Annotated in this window: 18 protein-coding genes; 10 read left to right on the top strand and 8 right to left on the bottom strand. The window is 65.3% G+C overall.

The annotated features are described in order from the left end of the window. Nucleotides 1-76 precede the first annotated feature (76 nt). Together IFT44_RS14550 and IFT44_RS14545 are read left to right on the top strand one after the other, a co-directional pair. The gene (locus IFT44_RS14550; RefSeq protein ID WP_192176117.1) at nucleotides 77-1,279 is read left to right on the top strand and encodes an MFS transporter; all 1,203 of its coding nucleotides are present in this window, start codon (nucleotides 77-79) and stop codon (nucleotides 1,277-1,279) included. Nucleotides 1,280-1,814: 535 nt separating this feature from the next. After that, nucleotides 1,815-2,741, top strand: coding sequence for a DNA-3-methyladenine glycosylase family protein (locus IFT44_RS14545; RefSeq protein ID WP_185793761.1), 927 nt, complete (start codon nucleotides 1,815-1,817; stop codon nucleotides 2,739-2,741). Between the two features lie 38 nt (nucleotides 2,742-2,779). Here IFT44_RS14545 and IFT44_RS14540 read toward each other — a convergent pair whose 3' ends face one another. The 3 genes from IFT44_RS14540 to IFT44_RS14530 form a co-directional block, all read right to left on the bottom strand. Continuing rightward, the gene (locus tag IFT44_RS14540) at nucleotides 2,780-4,486 is read right to left on the bottom strand and encodes an amidase (RefSeq protein ID WP_192176116.1); all 1,707 of its coding nucleotides are present in this window, start codon (nucleotides 4,484-4,486) and stop codon (nucleotides 2,780-2,782) included. Nucleotides 4,487-4,503: 17 nt separating this feature from the next. Continuing rightward, nucleotides 4,504-4,884, bottom strand: a complete 381-nt coding sequence (locus tag IFT44_RS14535; protein ID WP_192176115.1) for a RidA family protein — start codon at nucleotides 4,882-4,884, stop codon at nucleotides 4,504-4,506. A gap of 77 nt (nucleotides 4,885-4,961) precedes the next feature. Continuing rightward, nucleotides 4,962-6,932, bottom strand: a complete 1,971-nt coding sequence (locus IFT44_RS14530; RefSeq protein ID WP_192054075.1) for a BCCT family transporter — start codon at nucleotides 6,930-6,932, stop codon at nucleotides 4,962-4,964. A 228-nt stretch (nucleotides 6,933-7,160) separates the two neighbouring features. Here IFT44_RS14530 and IFT44_RS14525 point away from each other — a divergent pair, with 228 nt between their 5' ends. After that, nucleotides 7,161-7,928: a CHAD domain-containing protein gene (locus IFT44_RS14525; protein WP_192176114.1), complete on the top strand. Its 768-nt coding sequence runs from the start codon at nucleotides 7,161-7,163 to the stop codon at nucleotides 7,926-7,928. A gap of 25 nt (nucleotides 7,929-7,953) precedes the next feature. On the opposite strand, the gene IFT44_RS21380 is transcribed toward IFT44_RS14525, so the two are convergent. Continuing rightward, on the bottom strand, nucleotides 7,954-8,994 hold the full coding sequence (locus IFT44_RS21380) for a methyl-accepting chemotaxis protein (protein ID WP_446730958.1): 1,041 nt from the start codon (nucleotides 8,992-8,994) through the stop codon (nucleotides 7,954-7,956). Nucleotides 8,995-9,858: 864 nt separating this feature from the next. Here IFT44_RS21380 and IFT44_RS14515 point away from each other — a divergent pair. Both IFT44_RS14515 and IFT44_RS14510 read left to right on the top strand, forming a co-directional pair. Further along, nucleotides 9,859-10,287: a DUF2231 domain-containing protein gene (locus tag IFT44_RS14515; RefSeq protein ID WP_122713049.1), complete on the top strand. Its 429-nt coding sequence runs from the start codon at nucleotides 9,859-9,861 to the stop codon at nucleotides 10,285-10,287. Beyond that, the gene (locus IFT44_RS14510; RefSeq protein ID WP_192176112.1) at nucleotides 10,284-11,576 is read left to right on the top strand and encodes a PQQ-dependent sugar dehydrogenase; all 1,293 of its coding nucleotides are present in this window, start codon (nucleotides 10,284-10,286) and stop codon (nucleotides 11,574-11,576) included. The genes IFT44_RS14515 and IFT44_RS14510 overlap by 4 nt, the downstream gene beginning before the upstream one ends. 85 nt (nucleotides 11,577-11,661) lie before the next feature. Here the strand turns inward: IFT44_RS14510 and IFT44_RS14505 are convergent, their stop codons facing one another. Next, complete coding sequence (locus IFT44_RS14505) at nucleotides 11,662-12,822, bottom strand: aminotransferase class V-fold PLP-dependent enzyme (protein ID WP_244652172.1); 1,161 nt, start codon at nucleotides 12,820-12,822, stop codon at nucleotides 11,662-11,664. A gap of 200 nt (nucleotides 12,823-13,022) precedes the next feature. On the opposite strand from IFT44_RS14505, the gene IFT44_RS14500 reads away from it, so the two are divergent. After that, a complete protein-coding gene (locus tag IFT44_RS14500) occupies nucleotides 13,023-14,201 on the top strand; it encodes an MFS transporter (protein ID WP_192103714.1) in 1,179 nt (392 codons plus the stop codon). Nucleotides 14,202-14,213: 12 nt separating this feature from the next. Here IFT44_RS14500 and IFT44_RS14495 read toward each other — a convergent pair whose 3' ends face one another. Then, the gene (locus IFT44_RS14495) at nucleotides 14,214-15,902 is read right to left on the bottom strand and encodes a Na/Pi cotransporter family protein (RefSeq protein WP_122478967.1); all 1,689 of its coding nucleotides are present in this window, start codon (nucleotides 15,900-15,902) and stop codon (nucleotides 14,214-14,216) included. A 344-nt stretch (nucleotides 15,903-16,246) separates the two neighbouring features. On the opposite strand from IFT44_RS14495, the gene IFT44_RS14490 reads away from it, so the two are divergent. The 3 genes from IFT44_RS14490 to IFT44_RS14480 all read left to right on the top strand — a co-directional run bounded on the left by IFT44_RS14490 (nucleotide 16,247) and on the right by IFT44_RS14480 (nucleotide 19,577). After that, the gene (locus tag IFT44_RS14490; protein ID WP_192054063.1) at nucleotides 16,247-18,427 is read left to right on the top strand and encodes a TonB-dependent siderophore receptor; all 2,181 of its coding nucleotides are present in this window, start codon (nucleotides 16,247-16,249) and stop codon (nucleotides 18,425-18,427) included. A 68-nt stretch (nucleotides 18,428-18,495) separates the two neighbouring features. Next, nucleotides 18,496-18,657 carry a DUF2986 domain-containing protein gene (locus IFT44_RS14485; RefSeq protein WP_185793771.1) on the top strand — a complete coding sequence of 54 codons (162 nt, stop codon included), beginning with the start codon at nucleotides 18,496-18,498 and terminating at the stop codon, nucleotides 18,655-18,657. 149 nt (nucleotides 18,658-18,806) lie between these two features. Next, nucleotides 18,807-19,577 (top strand): SDR family NAD(P)-dependent oxidoreductase, encoded by a 771-nt coding sequence (locus IFT44_RS14480; RefSeq protein WP_192103716.1) that lies wholly within the window; start codon nucleotides 18,807-18,809, stop codon nucleotides 19,575-19,577. A gap of 42 nt (nucleotides 19,578-19,619) precedes the next feature. On the opposite strand, the gene IFT44_RS14475 is transcribed toward IFT44_RS14480, so the two are convergent. Further along, nucleotides 19,620-20,318: a tRNA (adenine(22)-N(1))-methyltransferase TrmK gene (locus tag IFT44_RS14475; protein ID WP_192103719.1), complete on the bottom strand. Its 699-nt coding sequence runs from the start codon at nucleotides 20,316-20,318 to the stop codon at nucleotides 19,620-19,622. Nucleotides 20,319-20,402: 84 nt separating this feature from the next. After that, nucleotides 20,403-21,395 carry an alpha/beta hydrolase gene (locus IFT44_RS14470; RefSeq protein WP_342214292.1) on the bottom strand — a complete coding sequence of 331 codons (993 nt, stop codon included), beginning with the start codon at nucleotides 21,393-21,395 and terminating at the stop codon, nucleotides 20,403-20,405. Nucleotides 21,396-21,535: 140 nt separating this feature from the next. Between IFT44_RS14470 and IFT44_RS14465 the strand changes: the two genes are divergently transcribed. Beyond that, nucleotides 21,536-22,303 carry a substrate-binding periplasmic protein gene (locus IFT44_RS14465; RefSeq protein ID WP_192176111.1) on the top strand — a complete coding sequence of 256 codons (768 nt, stop codon included), beginning with the start codon at nucleotides 21,536-21,538 and terminating at the stop codon, nucleotides 22,301-22,303. Nucleotides 22,304-22,444: the final 141 nt, after the last annotated feature.

Raw genomic sequence — 22,444 nt, 5'->3', positions numbered from 1 at the left:
ACAAGGTAATTAATGGCCGGGATTTTCCAGGACTTCCCCAATAGGCTATTACAAAATCTTTCCGGAGTTAAGTTCGATGTCTTCTTCCCACATGGCCGACGCCGCGCCGTCTGCCTCGAGCAGCAGCGCTTCCGGCGTGCAGATCCTGATCATGGCCGTAGCGGCCTTCATCATCGTGACCACCGAGTTCCTGATCGTCGGTTTGTTGCCGAGCCTGGCGCGGGACCTGGACATTTCCATTGCCCTGGCCGGTCAGGTGGTGACCCTGTTCGCATTCACCGTGATGCTGTTCGGACCGTATCTGACGGCGCGCCTGGCGCACGTCGAGCGCAAGAAACTGTTCACCCTGATTCTGCTGGTGTTCGCGGCGTCCAATGTGCTGGCGGCGGTGTCCACCAATATCTGGGTGCTGGCCATCGCTCGCTTCATCCCTGCCCTGGCGCTACCGGTATTCTGGGGCACGGCCAGTGAAACCGCCGGCCAACTGGCTGCGCCCGGACAATCCGGAAAGGCCGTGGCCAAGGTGTACCTGGGCATTTCCGCAGCGTTGGTGTTCGGCGTTCCGCTGGGCACCGTGGCCGCCGACCTGATCGGCTGGCGCGGGAGCTTTTGGGTGTTGGCCGCGGTGTCGTTGCTGATTGGCGTGTTGATGCATCTGGTGATGCCGAAACTGCCTGGCTCGCCCGCCGCCGCGGTCGGCGAGAAGCAGACCGCGATCCTGCGTCAGCCGCGCTTCCTGGCCCACGTGCTGTTGTCGGTGCTGACCTTTACCGCCATGTTCACCGCCTATACCTACCTGGCCGACATCCTCGAGCGGTTGGGTAGTGTGCCGGCAGGTCAGGTCGGTTGGTGGCTGATGGGCTTCGGCGCAGTCGGCATGCTGGGTAACCACTTGGGTGGCAGCATGGTCGACCGACGCCCGCTGGGGGCGATGGTGGTGTTTCTGCTGGTGCTGGGCGCAGGCATGACCGCTGCGGTGGCGCTGGCCGAGCAGCGCGCCTGGTTGATCGCGGCACTGATTGCCTGGGGCATCGCCTATACGGCGCTGTTTCCGATCTGCCAGGTGCGCGTGATGCAGGCTGGCGCGAAGGCCCAGGCCCTGGCGGCGTCGCTGAACATCTCGGCGGCCAATGCCGGCATTGGTCTGGGCGCTATTTTCGGTGGCCTGGGCATTCGTCAATTTGGCCTGGAATCCCTCGGCCTGCTGGCCACCGGCGTGGCGGTGCTGGCGCTGATCGTAGCCCTGCTGATGATCAAGCGCCCCGCAGCAGCCAGGTAACCACATGTCTGTAGCAGCGGCGCGAGCCGCGTCGGCGGGCAAGGCGGTGTGTCTGGATGAACGCGGTAAGGCCGGACGCGGCTTGCGCCGCTGCTACAGAGGAATGCGGTATGCAGCCTCAACGGCGATCGAATGTAGCAGCGGCGCGAGCCGCGTCGGCGGGCAAGGCGGCGTGTCTGGATGAACACGGTGAGGCCAGACGCGGCTTGCGCCGCTGCTACAGGTCGGCGGGAATTGGATGTAGCAGCGGCGCGAGCCGCGTCGGTGGGCAAGGCGGTGTGTCTGGATGAACACGGTGAGGCCAGACGCGGCTTGCGCCGCTGCTACAGGTGGGCGGGGATTGGATGTAGCAGCGGCGCGAGCCGCGTCGGCGGGCAAGGCGGCGTGTCTGGATGAACACGGTGAGGCCAGACGCGGCTTGCGCCGCTGCTACAGGTCGGCGGGGATTGGATGTAGCAGCGGCGCGAGCCGCGTCGGCTGTGGATGCAGCAAAGTGGCGGGATGCACGGTCTGAACCGGCAAGGAGTTTTTCACCATGCCCTCACTCAGTACCGACATCGAGCTGTTCTATCAGCCGCCTTTCGACTGGCAGCGCCTGCTCAGGTTCTACGGCGGACGCTCCAGCGCCTTGGTCGAGACCGTCATCGACGGCGTCTACCTGCGTACCGTCGAATGGCAGGGTGACGAAGGCCTGCTAAGTGTCCGCCAGGACCCGACCCGTGACTGCCTGATCGCGCGCATCGATGGACCGGCCAGCGTTCACCTGGCCGCGCTGGTGCCACGCCTGCGGCGCATGTTCGATCTGGATCTTGACCCGCAGCGGTTGCACGCGGCGCTGGACAGCGACCCCTGGCTTGGTCGCCTGCTGCTGCAGACGCCGGGACTGCGCGTGCCTGGCACCTGGTCGACCTTCGAGCTGATCGTGCGCACCATCGTCGGCCAGCAGGTCAGCGTCAAGGCGGCCACCACCATTGCCGGGCGTCTGGCCGAGCGGGCCGGGCGGCCGGTGGCGCTGCCACAGCACCCACAAGTCGCGTGGCAGTTTCCCACTCCCGCTGCCTTGGCCGAGGTCAACCTCGACCGCATCGGCATGCCCGGCAAGCGCGTGGCCGCGCTGCAGAACTTCGCCGCTGCAGTGGCTTGCAATCAGGTACAGATCGAAGCGTTCGTCGATGAACACACACGTACCGACCTGACGCCCCTGCGCCAAGGCCTGCTGGCACTGCCGGGCATTGGCCCGTGGACGGTCGAATATGTGGCGATGCGTGCCTGGCGCGACGCCGACGCCTGGCCGGGCAGCGATCTGGTGATCATGCAGGAGATCACGCGCGCACACCCCGAGCTGCTCAAGCCCGGTCATCAACGGCTGCGCAGCGAAGACTGGCGGCCATGGCGTGCCTACGCCGTCATGTACATCTGGAATGAGCTCATGGACCGCACCGATGGCCAGCGCGGCGGCTGACACCGGAGCGCCATGACGCCCGGGTGTCAGCCGTACGCTCAGCGCTGCAAGGGTGGCGTGCGCGGTGGAATCGCCCGGCGGTTGCCCGTGTCTTCGAAGGCCGCGGCGAACCGCAGCAGTTGCGTGTCGTCGTAGGCGCGGCCGGCGAACGTGAGACCCACCGGCATGCCGATATCGGCCATCAGGCCCATCGGCACGGTCACGGTCGGCACGCCCAAATGGCGGATCGCCAGATTGCCGTTGGCCACCCACACACCATTGCTCCAGGCAATGTCCGCCGCGGCCGGGTCGACGTCGGCATTGGCCGGCGCCACATCGGCGACGGTTGGGAACACCACGGCATCCAGCTGCAGTGCCTGCAACCAGTCTTCCAGGTCGATCTTGCGGGTGTGTTCCAGTGCACGCAGGCCGTCGGCGAGGGTGTCGATCCGGTCCCACGGGGTGATGCCCCGCTCGGCCATCTTCACGTACTCGTCCATACCGGCGGCCAGGTCGCCTTCGCGGTTGGGCAGCGTGCCGGGGTCGTGCGGAAAGATCAGCGGCCCATCGACGTCCACCAGACGGTTGAGCGCCGGGTCGCCATTGGCGCGCAGGAAATCGTCGAACGCCCAGGCGGTCAGGTCCCACAGCTCATGGTGAAGGAACGCCGGGTCGACGATGCCGCGGTTGAACACGGTTGGCGCACCCGGTCGGTCGCCTTCGCAATTGGACACCAGAGGGAAGTCCACTTCCACGACTTCGGCGCCGGCAGCCTCGAGGGCGCGCCGTGCCTGCTGCCACAGTTCGATCACCGAGGCACGGGTGTGGATGCGCTGCCCGGTCGGGCCGCCGATGCCCGGTTGCTCCGCCGTGCCCGCCAGCGGGTCGGCATTGATGTACATGCGCGGAACGCCGAAACGCTTGCCCGCCAGTGCCTCGGCGGGCGCGGCCAGCTCCAAGTAGGACGCCGGGCGCACGCTGGCGACCTGGGGTATCGGCACCCAGGGTTGCAGGCGCCACAGGTCGCCCCGGGTGTCGGGGTCGTCGGCGACCACCACGTCGAGGATTTCCAGCAGATCGGCCATGGTGCGAGCAAATGGCACAACCACGTCCATGGTCGGCGTCAGTGGCCAGTTGCCGCGCACCGAGATGATCCCGCGCGAGGGTGTGTAGGCGCACAGACCATTGTTGGACGCCGGACCGCGCCCGCTGGACCAGGTTTCCTCGGCCAGGCCGAAGGCCGCGAAACTGGCGGCGGTCGCGGTGCCGGCGCCATTCGACGAGCCGGACGCGAAAGGCGCCGTGAGAAAGTCGGCGTTGTACGGGCTTTCGGCGCGTCCATAGACACCGCGCTGCATGCCCCCATTGGCCATCGGCGGCATGTTGGTCTTGCCCAGGCAGATCGCCCCGGCAGCGCGCAGGCGCTCGACGGTGAACGCATCGCGCTGCGCCACCAGCCTGGCGAAGGCCGGGCTGCCGGAAGCGGCGGTTAGGCCCTTGACCAGGTAGCTGTCCTTGGCCGTGTAGGGGATGCCATCGAGCGGCCCCAGTGGCTGGCCACTGGCGCGGCGCGCATCGGCTGCGCGGGCTTCGGCCAGCGCCGTGGGGTTCGGCACCACCAGCGCGTTCAGCGCGGTGGGCGTGTCGGCGCCGTCGTAGGCAGCGATGCGCTGCAGATAGGCCTGGACCAGCTCGACAGCGGTGGTCTGGCCGCTTTCCAGCGCGGCGCGCAGTTGCGCGATGGAAACCTCGGTGACTTCGATCATGCTGCTCTCCTGCACGATCAGCCCTTGGCTGCCATGGCGGTGACTTCCACGCGCATGCCTGTGGCAGCGAGCGCGGTGATGCCCACCGCCGCACGCACCGGCCAGGGCTTGGCGAAAAAGCGCTGGTAGACCTCGTTGAACGCGGGACGATCGGCCATGTCGGTCAGGTAGATGGTCAGGTGCAGGACGCGATCGAGCGAACTGCCCGCCGCCTCCAGCGCCACCTTCAGCGCCTGCAGCGTGCATTCGCTCTGCACGGTGATGCTGCCCAGCTCCAAGCTGCCGTCGGCGCGGGTCGGGATCTGGGTAGTCACCAGCAGGCCGCCGAAGCCTGCAACGTCCGAGGAAATCGACTCGGGGTCGGGGTCTGGCAGGAACGTGATGTCGGAATGGGCCATGGGAGGCTCCTGAAATGAGGGATGGCAATGGCCGGCATGTTACCGCCCGGCCATTGCAAATTGAAACGGCGTGAAGCTCAACCCACCAGGTGCAGGAAGTGCATGTGCCGCTCGTAGTGGTCGAGAATGTCGCCGATCACCTCGTCGCGAGACCAGCCCATCACGTCGTGATCCTGGCCACCCTCGCGCAGATGCACTTCGGCGCGGAAGTACTTGCGCTCTTCGCCCGGCGGCCCGCTCATGACGAAGCTGGGTGTGGCATAGGCATGGGGCCTGATCTCGTAGATGAAAGCGGTGTCGGTAGGACCGACGCTCAGGCGCACGCCGCCCTCCTCGCCATCTTCCACGGTGCAGTCGTAACCCTGCAGGCGCCATTCCTCGGCAACGCCAAGGCACGCCGGACGTGCCACGTCCTCGATGAAACGAACCACGTGGGCACGCCGCGGAAACATCGCCAGGGTACGCAGGCGGCGCTGCCAGGTGCCGCCGGTACGCGGCGTGCTTGGCGAGATAGCCAGCGCCTGGTGACGCAGGTCACGCTTGGTGGCGTCGAGCTTGAGCGCCTTGAGCAGGCCGCGCATGCTCAGCAGCAAAGCCAGGGTAAAGGGCAGCGCGCTGGCGATGGTTGCGGTCTGCAAGGCCTTGAGGCCGTCGGCCAGCAGCAGCGCGATCGCCACCAGGCCCATGCTCGAGGCCCAGAAGATGCGCTGGCGCACGGGGGTGTTTTCCGAACCGCCGGACGCAAGCATGTCGACCACCATGGCGCCGGAGTCGGCGGACGTCACGAAGAACACCACCACCATGATGATCGCCAGCGCGCTGATCACCCCGGAAAACGGGAAGTGCTGGAGAAACGCGAACAGTGCCAGGGAGGTGTCCTTGTCCACGGCAATGCCCAGGTCCACCATGCCCTGCTCGAGGATCATGTGGATCGCGGTGTTGCCGAACACGGTCATCCACAGCAGGGTGAACGCGGTAGGCACCAGCAGCACGCCGGTGACGAATTCACGAATGGTGCGGCCGCGCGAGATGCGCGCGATGAACAGCCCCACGAACGGCGACCAGGCCAGCCACCAGCCCCAGTAGAACAGGGTCCAGCCGCCGATCCAGTCGGTGGGCTGGTAGGCATTGAGGTTGAGCGTGCGGCTGACGATTTCGCTCAGGTACCCGCCGGTGTTCTGCACGAAGGTCTGCAGGATCAGCACGGTGGGGCCGAGAATCATCACCATGGCCATCAACAGCACAGCCAGCCCGAGGTTGAGCTCGGACAACCGGCGGATGCCCTTGTCCAGCCCGGACACCACCGAAAGAGTGGCCAGCGCCGTGGTGCCGATGATCAGCGCGATCTGGATCGGGATCGACACCGGCACGCCGAACAGCGCGTTGAGGCCGGTGTTGATCTGCGCCACGCCGAAGCCCAGCGAAGTGGCGACACCCAGCACCGTACCGATGATGGCGAAGATGTCCACAGCATGCCCGATGGGGCCGTAGATGCGCTCGCCGATCAGCGGATAGAGTGCTGAACGCAGCGTCAGCGGCAGGCCGTGGCGAAAGCTGAAATAGGCCAGGATCAAGGCGACGATGGCGTAGATGGCCCAGGCGTGCAGTCCCCAATGGAAGAAGGTGATTTTCATCGCCTCGCCCGCCGCAGCGACCGTGGCACCCTCCCCGTAGGGCGGATTGAGGAAATGCATGACCGGCTCGGCGACGCCGAAGAACATCAGGCCGATGCCCATGCCTGCCGAAAAGAGCATGGCAAACCAGGTCATGCTGCTGTAGTCCGGGGTGCTGTGGTCCGGGCCCAGCTTGATGTCGCCGTAGCGACTCACGCCCAGGAACACCACGGTGCCCAGGATGATCGCCACGGCCAGGATGTAGAACCAGCTGACGTTGGTGAAGATCCAGTCTTGCACCACGGCAAAGAAGGTCTGCGCCTGCCGCGGCATCAGGCTGGCGAACAGCACCAGCAGCAACAGCAAGATGGCCGATATCCAGAATACCGGTGGATTAAGGGTCGAGGGTTTGACGGGGTCTGACTTCACAGTCATCGAAAAGCTCCTGGTGGGACGTGCAGCGCTTGCCTGCGGTGGAAAGTGTAGGTGTGACCGCACTGGGCTCTCGAGGTTTAGCGGACAGGAAAATCAGTCACCCGTTTGCGGTTGATGTATTTGCAAACATATTCATCCGTGCACTTGGGCAACGTCGTCCAAGCCTTCCGGTCTATCACTGAACAGGCGTTCGCGACGACGCTGCGTGACTATCTATTGGAGGATTCGATGGCATTTGTCGACAGCTATGTGAAGGAGATCATCGCACTGGAAGTGGCGCTCTTTCATGCGCGGGTACGTCTGCAGGCAGCGACCGACGAAGAGGCGCTGCACGATCTGCGCATTGCCGTACGGCGCATTCGCAGCCTGTTGATACCGGTTCGTGCGCTGCCGGCGCTGCAACCGCTGCTGAGTGCAGCCAAGAACGTGGGCCGCTTCACCACGCCCACCCGCGATCTGGAAGTCATGGTGCAGGAGCTGGAGCGGCGTGGCTTGCACGGCGCGGCCGACAAACGTCGCGCGCGGCTTGCAGGCGAGCATCGGGTGATCGTCGACCATTCGAGCCTGAACGCCCTGTTCAGTGCGCTGGACACCTGGTCGGCCGCGTTCCGCGCCAGCGAACTGGGCAGCCACTCGCGAGCGTTCGAAAAGCTCGTGATCAAGACCCTCGACAAGCACGTGCGCAAGCTGCGGCACGCCTTGAAGGATGCCGAGTTCGACCGCCACGAACTGCGGATCCTGGTCAAGCGCACGCGCTACCTGATCCAGGCATTCGGAGACCTGTCGCCGCTGTCGCCCAAGGCGGAGAAATCCCTCAAGGCGGTGCAGTCGGCACTGGGCTCGTGGCACGACCATCACCAGTGGTGCATCAAGGTCAAGGTCGAGCCCGACCTGCAGCCGCTGCAGCGGGTCTGGGAAGAGGCGTCGGCTACGGAGCTGGCCAAGGCCGAAGTGGAGATGCGCAAGCTGGCGCGGCTGCTGCCCAAGGGCAAGTAGCGCCAGCTGGCGGCGGGGCGCTCGCTCAAGCCGCCTTGATGCGCGCGGTGACCTGAGCCAGTTCCGCCGACAATTGATGCAGGTGGCTGCTGGCAGCCTGGGTGCGCTCGACGCTGCCCTGGTTGGTGGTGGCGATGGCGGTGATTTCAACCAGATTCTGCGCGATGTCTTCGACCACCGCGTTCTGTTCCTCGGCAGCGGTGGCAATCTGCCGGTTCATGTCCCTGATCGACTCGATGGTCTGGGTGATGCGGGTCAGGGTCTGACCCGCCGCCACCACTTGCTCGGCGCCCTCGTCGCTGCGCTTCTGCCCGCTTTCGATGGCCTGCACGGCGTTCACCGCGCCGGTCTGCACGGTGTCGATGATCTGGTGGATTTCCTGGGTGGAGGCGGCGGTGCGCTGCGCCAGGGTACGCACTTCGTCGGCCACAACGGCAAACCCGCGGCCGGCATCGCCCGCGCGCGCGGCTTCGATGGCGGCGTTGAGCGCGAGCAGATTGGTCTGGTCGGCAATGCCGCGGATGACTTCCAATACCTTGCCGATGCGGCCACTGTCGTCGCGCAACTGACGAATGACATCGCCGGTCACGGCAATTTCACCGCGCATGCGGGTGATGGTATGGATGGTGGCTTGCATCGCCTGCTCGCCGTCCTGGGCTTCGCGGTCGGCGTCATCCGCCGCAGTGGCTGCGCCAGCGGCGTGGCGTGCGACTTCCTGGGCGGTCGCAGACATTTCCTGCATCGCCGTGGCCACCTGGTCGGTGCGTTCGAACTGCTCGCTGGTGCCTTGCAGCATGACTGCAGCGATGGTGTTGAGCTCGCCGCTGGCCTGGTCCAGATTGGCCGTGCTGCGCTGCAGGCGGGTGAAGGTGTCGACGAGGAAATCACGCAGGGTGTTCGCGGCCACGGCCAGGCGACCCAGCTCGTCACGACGATGGCTGACCACGCGCTCGGCCAGATGGCCCTGGCTCAGACGCGCCACGTAGTCGATCAGATCGCGTACCGGGGTGACCAGGTTGCGGTTGACCAGCCACAGGCTCAGGGCCGTGATCAACAGGCCCGACACCAGCATGATGGCGATGCCCCAGATGATCGCCTGGTGGCCTCGGTGGTTGATCAGCAGCGATTGTTCGTCGGCGAGTGTACGCAGTTCGCTGACCAGGGCATTGAGCTGCTCGCTGGTGGCGCGGTCGACGCCTGCCACGGCGCGGTCACCGCTGGCAGCATCGGCGCCGCTGGCCAGGAAGGCGTCGTGCCCCTTGCGATAGGCCGCACCCAGCACTGCGTGTTCGGCGCGCAGGCGTTGCGCATTCTGGCTGATGCCCGCGGGCACCCCCGGCAGCTCGCCGAGCGCTTGCAAGGTCGCCGCCACCGCGCGCTCCTGCTCCTCGAACTGCGCCCAATACTTGTCCGCCGCCTTGGCATCCTTCCCGCGCAGCAGCACGTTCTTCCACTCCTGCACCTGGGTCTTGAACTGGACGTTGGCCCGGTCCACCAGTTCAGTGGCACGCAGGGGGCCCGCCACCAGCGCCGTGTAGTCATCCAGGCTGGCCGCCAGAAACTTGAAGCTGCCCAGGGCAATCAGCAGCAGGATCAGCAACCCACTGGCCAGCAGCGCCAGGACCTGTGCGCGCAGAGACGTTTTGAACATGACAGACCTCGAGAAGGGAAACCCTGCGAAAGCATGGGCTGGCGTTGTATCGGCCACTCGAGGCGATTGCTTGAATGAAGATCGCGGCGGCCGACGGCCGACGGCCGGTGGCGTCTGGCTCGGGCCATTGCGCTGGGCTGCGCATGCGCCGCGTAAAATATTTCGACACGAAGCCTGGTGAACTAACAGTTGGCGTCGGCGATCCCTTGCTATGCGCACCCTGCGCCCCTGACGAGCCGGTACACCCGTGCCGATGTTGTCCAACGATGAGGAACAATCGTGACCACTTCTACCCAACTCGCCTATCGACACAGGCCAGGCCCGCTGCATGCGATTTTTCTGGCCGGCACCGTGCCGCTGTTTCTCGGCGCCCTGCTCAGTGATATCGCCTACTACCAAAGCTACCAGATCCAATGGAGCAACTTCGCTGCCTGGCTCATCGCCGGGGGTTTGGTGTTCTGCGGACTGGCGCTGGTCTTCGCCTTGATCAATCTGGTCCGTGCCGAGCACAAGGGCGGACGTGCGGTGCTGTATTTTCTGCTGTTGCTGGTCACGTGGGTGCTGGGGCTGGTGAACGCCTTCGAGCATGCCAAGGATGCCTGGGCGGTGATGCCGACCGGGTTGGTCATGTCGGTGGTGGTGACCGTACTGTCGCTGGTAGCGGCATGGGTCGGTTTGAGCAATCTGCGTTCGGGAGGTGTTCGATGAAATATTCAGGCGCATTGACGGCCTTGAGCGTGGCGCTGCTGCTCGCCGGCTGCGGCAGCGAAGCCGACAGCACCCAGGCACGCGGGCCCGACCCGAAGTTGCCGGAAGCGCAGCGCGGCCTGCTGCCGAGCATGAAGATCGCCGAGCCGGTGGCGTGGGGGGACAGCAAGCCGACCGTGCCGCAAGGCTATACCATCAGCGCGATCGCCACCGACCTGGCCATCCCGCGGCAGACCCTGGTCTTGCCCAACGGCGACATCCTGGTGGCCGAGGGTCGCGGTGGCAGCGCCGCCAAGCTCAAGCCCAAGGATGTGATCGCCAGCTATATCAAGGCCCAGGGCAATACCCAGGTCAAAGGCGGCAACCGCCTGACCCTGCTGCGCGACGCCGATGGCGACGGCACCTATGAGCTGAAAACGGTGTTCGCGGAAAACCTCAACGCGCCCTACGGCCTGGCCTATGCCAACGGCAAACTGTACGTGGCCAACCAGGATGCCCTGGTGCGCTTCGACTACACCGACGGGCAGACCAAAGCCAGCGCGGCACCGACCAAACTGGCCGACCTGCCGTCGGCGATCAACCACCACTGGACCAAGTCGCTGGCCATCAGTGACGACGCGCGCTACCTGTACGTCGGCATCGGCTCCAACAGCAACGTGACCGAACGCGGCATGGAGGTCGAGATCGACCGCGCCATGGTCTGGCAGATCGATGCGCAGACCGGTGCGCACAAGCCCTACGCGACCGGTATACGCAACCCGACGGCGCTGACCATTCAGCCGGGGACCGGCCAGTTGTGGGCGGTGGTCAACGAGCGTGACGAACTGGGCCCGGACCTGGTGCCCGACTACCTGAGTTCGGTACGTGAAGGCCAGTTCTATGGCTGGCCGTACAGCTACTGGGGCCAGAACGTCGATTCCCGCGCTCAGCCGCAAAACCCGGCGAAAGTCGCCGCTGCGGTCAAGCCCGACTACAGCCTGGGCTCCCACGTGGCTGCACTGGGTGTGGACTTCTCGATCCCGGCCATGGGCGAGAAATTTGCTCAGGGTGCATTCGTCGGTGAGCACGGCAGCTGGAACCGCGACAATCCCGTGGGCTACAAGGTGATCTTCGTGCCGTTCGCCGGTGACAAACCCGCCGGCGAGCCGATCGACTTCGCTACCGGCTTCCGCGGCGACGACGGCAAGACCCGCGGCCGCCCTGTCGGTGTAACGGTCGATCCGCGCGGTGCGCTGATCATCGCCGACGACCTGGCCAACACCATCTGGCGGGTCACCCCCAACCGTTGAGGCCGGCCTGGGGGCGCCCTGCCCTTGGATGATCTGGATCTGCGCGGCACCCGCCGCGCAGATCTTCTATTGCAACCGCGTTCACTTACTCGCTCATCAGCGCCAAGGCGCTCGCCAAGGCATGCATGTCGGCCGGCGTGGTGTTGATGCCTGGCGTCACCCGTATGCAGGGCCCGCACGCCGAGCCAGCGCGGGCCACCGTGAAGATATTGAACTGCGCCAGCAACTGGTCGATCTTGCCTTGTTGGTCCTCGACGTCGCGAAAGCGGAACGAGGCGATGCCGCACGCCAGGCGCGGATCGTCCGGCGTGAGCACTTCAATGCCGGGCAGCGCACGTGCCGCCGGCAACCAGAGGTCGCGCAGGTAGCGCAGGCGTGCACCTTTCACCTGCCAGCCGCCGAGCGCCTCATGTTCGGCAAACACGGTCGGCAGGCTCATCAGCGCGGGCACATTGGGCGTGCCATAGGGTGTGAGGCAGCGTATGTCGTCGGCCGGGTAGCTGGGGTTGCCCATGTCCGGCGCGAAATCAACCAGGCGCTCGCGGCGTACGTGAATGACCCCGAGGCTGAGCGGCGCGCCGATCCATTTCTGCAAATTGAAGCCGGCCATTTCCACGCCCATGTCGGCCAGATCGACCTCCATCTGGCCCAGTGAGTGTGCGCCGTCGAGAATCACGTCGATCCCATGCGCCCGGGCTTCGGTGGCGATGGTTTTGACCGGCATGACCAGGCCGGTGCGATGAGTGACGTGGGTCAACGCCATGAGCTTGAGCCGTGGGTGGGTGGCGAACGCCTCGCGGTAGCTGTGCAGCAGGCCGTCGTGGGTTGCAGGGTGGGCATGGACCAGGGTGACCAGCTCGACCCCGCGCGCCTGCTGCAGCCAGTCGAAAGCGCCCTGTACCGAGCCGTAGTCCAGGTCGCTGATCAGCACCTGGTCGCCCGGCTGCAGACGCTGGTAATTGCGGATCAGGGAATAGAGGGCTTCCGACGCGCTGCGGGCGAAAGCCAGCTCGTCGGCGGGTACCCCCATCAGCTCGGCGAGTTGCTGGCGGATGGCTTCGGCCTGGTGCTTGTCGAAATGCTCACGGACCTGCACCGAGTTGCCGCGGTTTACCTGCCTGATCGCATCTTCATAGGCCTGTACCACGCCCTCGCTCATGCGCCCGAAATAGCCGCCATCGAGGTTGATTGGCCCATCGTCGCGCGGGTAGCGCGCTGCAACGTCCTTCCAAAAGGTTTCATCCATGGCCAGTTCGGCAGGGCTTTGCGTTACGCAGGGCATGACAGCGCTCTCGGTTGGAAAAGTCTGTGAGCATCGCCGCGCCGCTCGCGCGATGCAAGCGTCGGCGCCGACCGTCGCCGGGCATGAGTACAGCGCCAATGGTTATTTGACCATTCGTTCAAGAATCCCTAGGGTAGCCAGCTTCATTTTTGTCCGAGATGCCCATGACCACCCGTTCCAAGCTTCCGCCAACCGTCTACCTGTTGGGTTTGACGATTTTCTCGCTGGTGACTGCCGAGTTCATGGTGGCGGGCATGATGCCTGCCCTGGCCTCGGCGTTTTCCGTGAGCCTGGCCCAGGTCGGCAACCTGATCGCCCTGTATGCGCTGGGCATGGCCTTGGGCGGACCGCCGGTCACGGTTCTGCTGCTGTCGCGCGGGATCAGCAATCAGCGCGCCCTGGTCGGGCTGCTGGCGGTGTATGTGCTGGCTGGCGCCTTGGCCGCGGCGGCGCCCACCTATACGGTGCTGGCACTGGCCCGGATCGTCATGGGGGTTTCCAGCGCGGCCTGCATCGGCCTGTGCATGACCCTGTGCGCGGGGTTGGTCAGCCTGCAGGACCGCGGCCGGGCCATTTCGGTGGTGCTGGCCGGGCTAATGCTGTCGCCGGTGGCCGGCGTGCCGGCGACCGCCTGGGTCGAACATCACTATGGCTGGCGTGCCAGTGCCTGGTTGGTAGTGGCGCTGGCCTCGCTGTGCACGGTGCTGGTTGCCACCCGCCTGCCTCGCGCCGAGGCTGGAGACGAGCCGTCGCTGGGCAGCCAGTGGATCAGCCTGAAGAATCGCAGCCTGTGGGGTGCCTATGTAACCAGCGGACTGATCATCGGCGCCACCTTCGCCGCCTTCAGCTATTGCACGCCGATCCTCATCGAGGAAGTCGGTGTGGCGCCCGCCCAGGTGGCGCCGTTGCTGGCGCTGTACGGCGTGGCCAACGTGCTCGGCAACATGGTGGTAGGGCGCATCGCCGATCGGCACACCTACGCGGCGCTGGGTTGGGGCCTGGCGCTGCTGGTAATGGCCCTGGGCGGATTCGCCCTGGCCGGCCAGGTGTTCTGGCTGAACCTGGGCTGCTTCCTCACCGTCGGCCTGACCGGGGTGGCATTGAATCCGGCCATGGTCGCGCGGGTGATGAAAGCCGCCGAGCCCGGCGCACTGGTCAATACCCTGCACACCTCGGTCATCACTGCCGGGCTGGCACTGGGCAGCTGGGCCGGCGGCGCGGTGATCGATGCCGGGCTGGGCCTGCGAGCGCCCCTTTGGGTGGGCGCAGGCATGGCGCTGCTGGGCCTGCTCAGCCTGCTGCGACCCTGGTATCACGCTTCGCCAGCGGCCGCTGCGCGCTAGCCCCCAGGTCGGTTACAGCGGCTTGGCCAACACCCCTGCCGGGGCATGGTCGGCCGCCGTGGCTGGTTCGCCCTGGTCCAGTTCACGCGACACCGACAGGCGTTCCTCAGCGATGCGCTGGACCAGATTGAGCGCGCGCTCGGCGCTGCCCAGCAATGCCAGAATCGCGCCGCGTTCATCCCAGCCAAGCTTCTGTTCGCCCTGCAGGCAACGTTCGCGCAAGGCCAGCAAGTCCTTGGCGTGGGCATTCGGCAGGTAGACCCCTTGCGGCCCCTTGCGCACTGCCGGCTCGACGATATCGAGGATGGCGTCGATGATCTTGCGCGCGTTGGCGCTGAACACCTGACGCTCGATGCGGCGGGTGATCTGCGACAGGGTTCGGGTCAGGCTCGCGCTGAAATCCTCTTCCTCGATGAGGCTGGCCAGCAGGTTGGTCTGGCGCGCAGTCAGATCGTTCTTGAACATCTGCGCGGTGTAGCCGCGGATCTCCTGGCTGAGGGTGTCCAGCGCGTGCTCATGTTCCGTGGCGTTCTTCAGCGCCTGGGACTGGCCACGCGCCGCATCCAGCAGCAAACCCATGCCTTGGCCATGGCGGGTCAGTTCCTGGCTGACCGCCGCGACACCGGTGTTCACGCTGGCCAGCGCGGCGCGGTCGAGATAGCGCGGCACGGCATAGTCCTCCTCGTCGCTGCGGCTGGCGCCGATGCGCGACAGGACGCGGTCGAACACGCCGATGAAGGGAAACATCAGCGCCGTGTTGAAGATATTGAAGCCGATTGAATAGAGCCCCACTGCCACGGGCACCAGCGGGAAGCTTTCCTTGCCGTCGACCATTTCCGAGCGGGTGACGTCCATGCCGAACAGGCCCATGGCGCCTTGCAGGATGTCCATGGACAGGAAGAACAGCGGAAACATCACTGCCACGCCGATGAAGTTGAAGGCGATGTGCGCGTAAGCGGCGCGCTTGGCGTTCTTCGACAGGTTCAGCGAAGCCAGCCATGAGGTGACGGTGGTGCCCAGGTCGGCGCCCAGGGAGAACGCGACGGCGGTCTGCCAGTCCAGGATGCCCGCGGCGCCCAGGCCCATGACGATGCCGATGGTGGCCGAGGACGAATGGATCATCGCGGTGATGCCCGCGGCAGTCAGCACGCAGATGGCCAGCCCGGTATAGCTGTCGGCCTGCAGACTGGAAATGACCGACATCACCTCGGGCAGGCCGCGCAGGGGTTTGAGGCCGCCGGTGAGCAGGTTCAGGCCATAGAAGATCAGCGAGAAGCCAATGATGGCCAGCGCCAGGTGACGGGTTTTCTCGCTTTTGCTGAACACGTAGACCAGGGCGAACACCCCGGCGAAGATCAGTCCCAGCGGACCCAGCGGCATGGCGATCAGGCCGTTGCCCAGGGTGGTGCCGATGTTGGCCCCCATGATCACGCTGATGGCGGGTCGCAGGCCGACCACGCCGGCGTTGACCAGGCCAACCACCATGACCGTCATGGCCGTGCTCGACTGCAGCACGCCGGTGATCACCGTGCCGGCGGCCAGGCCTTTCACCGGTGTGCCGGCCAGCTTCGCGAGCCAGGCGCGCATGCGGTTGGCCGCCAGGTTGTTGATGCCATCGGACATGAACTCCAGGCCGAGCATGAAGATGCCCAGACCACCGATGACGGGGACCAGCAGGTCTTTGAAGATATCGATTTCCATGGCGGCTCTTTGCGGTAGGGAAGAAGGCCGGCGCCCGGGGTGTGATGATCGAAGCTAGACATGAAATGTGACATATGGGTGACGCGTCGGGCCTGTAGGCCCTGGCCGCGACCACCGGTACCTTCGGGACCCCGTAGGAGCGGTCATCGGCCGCGAATGGAGCGCCACGGATCGGCTGATGCATCGTGGCGCCGGGTTCGCGGCCGATGACCGCTCCTACAAACCAGCGAGCAATTCGCAGAAAGGAAGGTGGTTTTTTTGATAAGCCTGCGCCATGTGTAGGAATTTTCTGAGACAATAGTGCTAACGATTCGCATTAACCTTGTCTGGCCAGGAAGCTTTACATGTCACGCCCTACCCCGCTGCAACGCCCCCACGCTCCGCGCAATCTGTTGGCAGTGGCCATCTGCATGGCCACGATGGCCCCGGCACTGGCCGCCGATGGCACCCAGACCCAAGGACAGACGGCCCCGGGCGTCATCGAATTGGGTGCCAGCCAGATCACCTCGGATTCGTTCCAGCTGGGCAGCTTCACCGAAGGCTCGCAGTCCTACACCACCGGCGCCATGGCAACCGCCACCAAGCTGCCGCTGAGCCTGCGCGAAACGCCGCAATCGGTGACCGTGATCACCCGTCAGCGCATGGATGACCAGGCCATGACCAGCATCAACGATGCGGTGCGCGCCACCCCGGGCCTGTTCCTCAACTATGCCAACGGCCCCGGCCGCCAGGCCTATTCGGCGCGCGGCTTCGACATCGACAACCTGATGTACGACGGCATACCCAGCGGCTATTCGGGCGTCACCATCGGTGCCCAGCCCAACCTGGCCATGTTCGATCGGGTCGAGGTCGTGCGCGGCGCGACAGGGCTGGTGACCGGTGCCGGCAACCCCTCGGCGGCGATCAACCTGGTGCGCAAACGGCCATTGGCCGAGCAGAAGGTGACCTTGACCGGCGCTGCCGGCAGCCACGACGACTACCGTGGCGAGATCGACGCGTCCAGCCCGCTCAACGAGGCCGGCACGCTGCGGGGCCGAGTGGTGGGTTCGTACCGAGACGCAAACAGTTTCATCGACGGCGTCGAAGAGGACCACGGCCTGTTCTACGCCGTCACCGAGGCGGACCTGGGCGAAGACACCCTGCTGACCCTCGGTTTCTCCCATCAGAAAGACAAGACCAACTACTTCTGGGGCTCCTCGATGATCGGCCAGGACGGCCATCATCTGGACCTGCCGCGTTCCTACAATCCGGGTACCGACTGGGAAAACAAGGACCAGGAAATCAATACCGTGTTCGCCGAAGTGCGCCAGCGCCTGGCCAACGACTGGAACCTGCAGGTCAACGCCAACTACGCCGAGCAGAACGGCTTGTTCTCCGGCTCTTATCAGTCGCGCTGGGTCAACAACACGCTGGCACGTACCGTCTACCAGTCCGCCCACGACGAAAACCAGGCCGGCCTCGATGCCTTTGCCAGCGGCCCGTTCCAGGCGTTCGGGCGGACCCACGAACTGGTGGTGGGGGCCAGCAAGCGCATCTACGACATGACCACCCACAACTACGACCCGTACGACACCAACTGGCCGATCGACGCCGGCAAGCCGAACTTCACCCACACCGACAACGGCCGCGAAGTCACTACCCAGGATGGCGTGTACCTGACCACGCGGCTGAGCCTTGCCGACCCGCTGAAGCTGATCCTGGGGGGTCGGGTAGACTGGTACGACTATGACAATCGCGACGGCGAAGGCGACTACAAGGTGACTCGCAACGTCACCCGCTACGCTGGCCTGATCTATACGCTGGACGACCACCATTCGGTGTACGCCAGCTACAGCGATATCTTCACGCCGCAGAGCGCGCAGGACACCAGCGGCACGCCGGTCAAGCCGATCGTGGGCAAGAACTACGAAATCGGCATCAAGGGCGAGTACTTCGACGGCGCCTTGAACGCCAGCCTGGCGTTGTTCCGGGTCGACCAGGAAAACCGCGCGGTGCAGATCTTCGTCGACAACTGCCCGCAACTCAGCTGCTACGAAGCCTCGGGCGAGGTGCGCAGCCAGGGTATCGACTTCGAGCTGCAAGGGGCGCTGACCGATAACTGGCAGGTGGGCGGTGGCTACACCTACGCGCGGGTCCACACGCTCAAGGACAACGCGAACCCACAGAATGAAAACCAGCGTTTCGACACCGACATTCCCGAGCACCTGTTCAAGGTCACCACCAGCTACCGCTTCCAGGGCCCGTTGGAAAAACTGCGCGTGGGCGGCACCTTGTCCTGGCAGAGCCGCCTGTACAACGACATCGACCTGGCCGACGGCAGCCGCTACCGCCTGGAACAGGGTGGCTATGCCATCACCGACCTGATGGCCGGCTATCAGGTCAACCGCAACCTGGACCTGCAGTTGAATGCCAACAACGTGTTCGACCGCAAGTACTACAATGCCATCGCCAACTCGACCAGCTATGGCGGCGACAGCTACGGCAATCCGCGCAACCTGATGCTGACGGCCAAGTACAGCTTCTGATCGGGCGCAACAAGCGGGTCGATGAGCCGTACTGGTATCATCGCCCCACTTTCCGCTTGGGCCACGCCATGAATCGCCGCAAGAAAATCAAACAGCTGTTGCAGGCACACGCCAAGAAGGCCAGCGCCAAGCTGGCGCCACAGAGCAAGGACCGCTACATCAGCAAGGCCGATCGGGCGAAGCTGGCGCTCGAGGCGGATGCCCCGAGCCCGGCCGCCGAGCAGGACTGACGCGAGTTCGGGTAGCGCGTCATGGGCAATGCGGCGGCAGTGTGCGGTCGCCTGTCAGGGCGCAGGGTCGCTATCCATGAACGCCCCCGAGAACGTTCGACCGCAGTGCCGGGTCCTATCGGTACGATCCTTGTTCCGGGCGGTGCAGCATGGCGTTGATACCCGATCTATCCAGTGGCGCCTGCGCGCTGATCTGTGGTGCCAGTCAGGGCATCGGCTTGGCGTTGTGCGAGCAGTTGTTGCAGCGTGAGGATGTCGCCCAGGTGTTTGCGGTCTCCCGCGAGGCCACCACGAGCGCCGAGCTGGCGGTGTTGGCTGAGCGCCATGGATCGCGGTTGATTACCTACGATTGCGATGCGCGCGATGAGCAGGCGCTGCAGCGGCTGGCCAGTGCAGTAGCGGGCGATTGCAGTCATTTGCACCTGGTGATCAGCACGCTGGGCATTCTGCATCAGGACGGCGCGCGGCCGGAAAAAGGTCTGGCGCAACTGGAGCTGAGCAGTCTGCAGGCCAGTTTTGCCACCAATGCCTTTGCGCCGGTGCTGCTGCTCAAGCATCTGCTGCCGTTGTTGCGCAGACAGCCGGCCACCTTCGCGGCGCTGTCGGCCCGGGTCGGTTCGATCGGCGACAACCGTCTGGGTGGCTGGTACAGCTATCGCGCCAGCAAGGCGGCGCTCAACCAGTTGCTGCGCACCGCCAGCATCGAGCTCAAGCGTTTGAACCCCGCCGCCACGGTCCTGGCCTTGCACCCGGGCACCACCGACACCCGCTTGTCCCAGCCCTTTCAAGCCAACGTGCCGGCCGGCAAATTGTTCGACCCCGATTTCGCCGCGCGCTGCCTGCTCGAATTGATCGGCCAGCACGGACCGACGCAGACCGGCAGCTTCTGGGCCTGGGATGGGCAACCCATACAGTGGTGAGTCCGACGCACCGCGTGGGCTGTGACACGGCTTGCGCCGCTACTACGAGGGATTCAGGGATTCGATCCAGTCGATGTGTTCGGCCAGCTCCAACCGTTTGCTTTCGAGCCCGCTCTGCCGGGCGTGGGCCAGGCGTTCGAGGGTGCGGCGCTTGAGGTGCAGCAGGCGCTGCCACTTGGCCAGGAACGCCGGCGTGCGCTGCTGCAGTTGCAAGGGCCCGAAAAACAGTTCCTGTGGACTGTACGTGACCGACTCGCCAGGCTCGGCGACGATGATCTCGTAGTCGAAGCGGTTTTCCCGCAGCACCTCTTCATGGCGGATGCCATAGCCATTGTCCATCAACCACTGCCGCAGGTGGCGTTCACCGCCATTGGGCTGCAGGATCAACCGCTCGCGAATGCTCAAACGCGCCTTGCCCGCCTGCAGAATGTCGCGAATGGTTTCGCCGCCCATCCCGCACAAGGTCACCGCCGAGATCCGGTCGCTCGCCTCGATTGCCGCCAGGCCGTCGGCCTGACGCACGCTGATGCAATGCGCCAGCCCGTTCTCGTCAACGCTGCGCCGGGCCGCCAGAAACGGCGTCAGGGCGACCTCCCCGACCACGGCCCGAGGGACGATGCCACGCAGGACCAAGGCCACCGGCAGGTAGGCATGATCCGAACCAATGTCAGCCAGACGCGCGCCGGCGGGGACCTGAGCGGCGACCTGCTCCAGGCGGTGAGACAAGCTCTGCGGGTTCACGAGGCAACGATTCTCCAGGTTCAACGCGTGCCGTTCAGGCCCGCATGGGCGGGCATTCTGGCGAGCACGCCGGGGTATTTCAACTCATCCGGCAGGATCCTGCGCAGCGCGTGCCGCCAGCAGGCGGACGACCCATTCACGGCTGTATGCCAGCGCCCGCGCGGCCATGGGCGTGGGGAAGTGGATGAAGCCATGGGGCGAGGCCGGCAACAGGCGCAGCTCCACGCTGGCCACCCTGCCCCAGCGTTCGGCCATCAGCAGGGTATCGTCGCGCAATGGGTCCAGTTCACCGACGAACATCAGCGCCGGCGGCAGTCCATCAAGGTCGCCATGCAGCGGCGACAGCGACGGTTGCCGCCGTTGCTCGTCGTCCAGGCCGGGGGTTAGCCGACGGAAGGCCTCGAGCATGCCTGGCCCGTCCAGCACCAGGGTTTCGGGGCCCGCATCGCGCACGCTGGGCGTGCCGGTCAGGTCGAATACTCCGTAATACAGCAGCGCCCCGCACACGCGCTGCAGCAACGCCGGCCATCGCTTGAGCTGCAGCAGCGTGGCCGCTGCCAGGTGGCCACCGGCGGACTCACCGACCATGATCACCGGCAGGCCCTCGAGCTCGGGAAAGCCGCCACCGAGCACGCAGCGCGTGGCCGCCAGGCAGTCGTCGAGCAAACCCTGCAGCGGGGTCGACACGGCCAGCCGGTAGTCCACCGAGACCACCGCCACGTCACAGGCCTGAACCAGGGCGATGTTCACGTCATCGTTCATCTGCGCGTTGCCGATCACCCAGCCGCCACCATGGAAATCCAGCACCAAGCCCTTGGCAGGCCCCTGCGGGCGGATGATGCGCACCCTCACCGGAACGGCATCGGCGCTGACCAGCACGCGGTTCTCGATGGCCAGGCCATGGTTGACAGGCTTCAGCGCCTTGCCCAGCTGGCCGGCACGCAGCAGGGTCTGGATCAGCATTGGCGTGACGCGGTTGCGGATGCGGAACCGCGGCAGGCGCTCGAGGGTCTTGTTGAAGCGCTGCGCCTGCGCGATCTGCGCTGCATCGAACGACCAGCTTTGCTTGGTCTCCACCTGGAGTGTCCTCAGTGCGTAGGTATGTATCGGATATGGATGGGCTGAGGTCGACGCGGTTCCCATGCGAGCAGGTAGCGCCATTAGCGACTATGCTGGCCGTCCAGGAGCCTGCCATTGAAAGTCATCGGATCGTTGCCATGGGTCATCTGAACCGCACTTGCGGATTGCTGTTCAAGTCTGTCTGCGGTCTGCTGCTGTGCAGCGCCCTCCTCCCGGTTGCCTGGGCCGCGCACCCGCGCACCTTCGATCTGTACATGCCCGAGGCGCCGCCGCTGAGCATGGCGGGCGATGCGGGCCAGCAAGGTATCGTCTCTGACGCCGCTCGGCAGGCCATGACGCTGGCGGGTTATCACATGAATATCAATGTGCTGCCCTGGCTTCGCGCGCAACGGACTGTGCAGCACGGGCAGGACATGCTTATCGTGCCGCTGTCGCGAACTCCCGACAGGGAAACCAGCTACACCTGGATCGCCCCGATCATGAGCATGGACCGGGCGTTTTTCACCCTCGACAAGCGCGTCGACAGCTTTGCCCAGGCACGTCGGACCTATCGACGGATCGCCGTGGGCATGGGCAGTGCGCAGGAGCGCAAGCTGTACGACGAAGGGTTCGATGCGTCGCAGATCTACCCGTTGCGCATCGGTGAGAATCCGGCGCAGATGCTGCTGCTGGGGCGGGTCGATGCCTGGTTCAACGGGGTGCCGGAATCGCAGTACATCTGGCGCCAGGTTTCCAAGCAGCCGCTGCTGATGAGCCCGGTGCTGATGACCACGGACCTGTACCTGGCGTGTTCGAAGACATGCTCGCCGCGCGTGGTGAGCAGTTTGCGCAAGGCGGTGGAGACGCTGCACCGCAACGGCTCCATCCAGCGTCTGCTGGACCATTACCTGCCTGCCGCGCCTTGAAGACGGTGTAGCCTTTTTCCGTAGGAGCGGCCCGTGGCCGCGAAGGGCGCAGCGCGGTGGATCAGACAGTCCGCAGCGCGTTCTTCACGGCCGATGACCGCTCCTACGGGCGGCTGAGTTTTCCGTAGGAGCGGCCCGTGG

The organism is Pseudomonas sp. CFBP 13710, assembly GCF_014842235.1.
GTDB classification, from domain to species: domain Bacteria; phylum Pseudomonadota; class Gammaproteobacteria; order Pseudomonadales; family Pseudomonadaceae; genus Aquipseudomonas; species Aquipseudomonas baltica.
The sequence above is the reverse complement of the archived record's forward strand: the minus strand, read 5'-3'. Positions and strand labels throughout refer to the sequence as shown.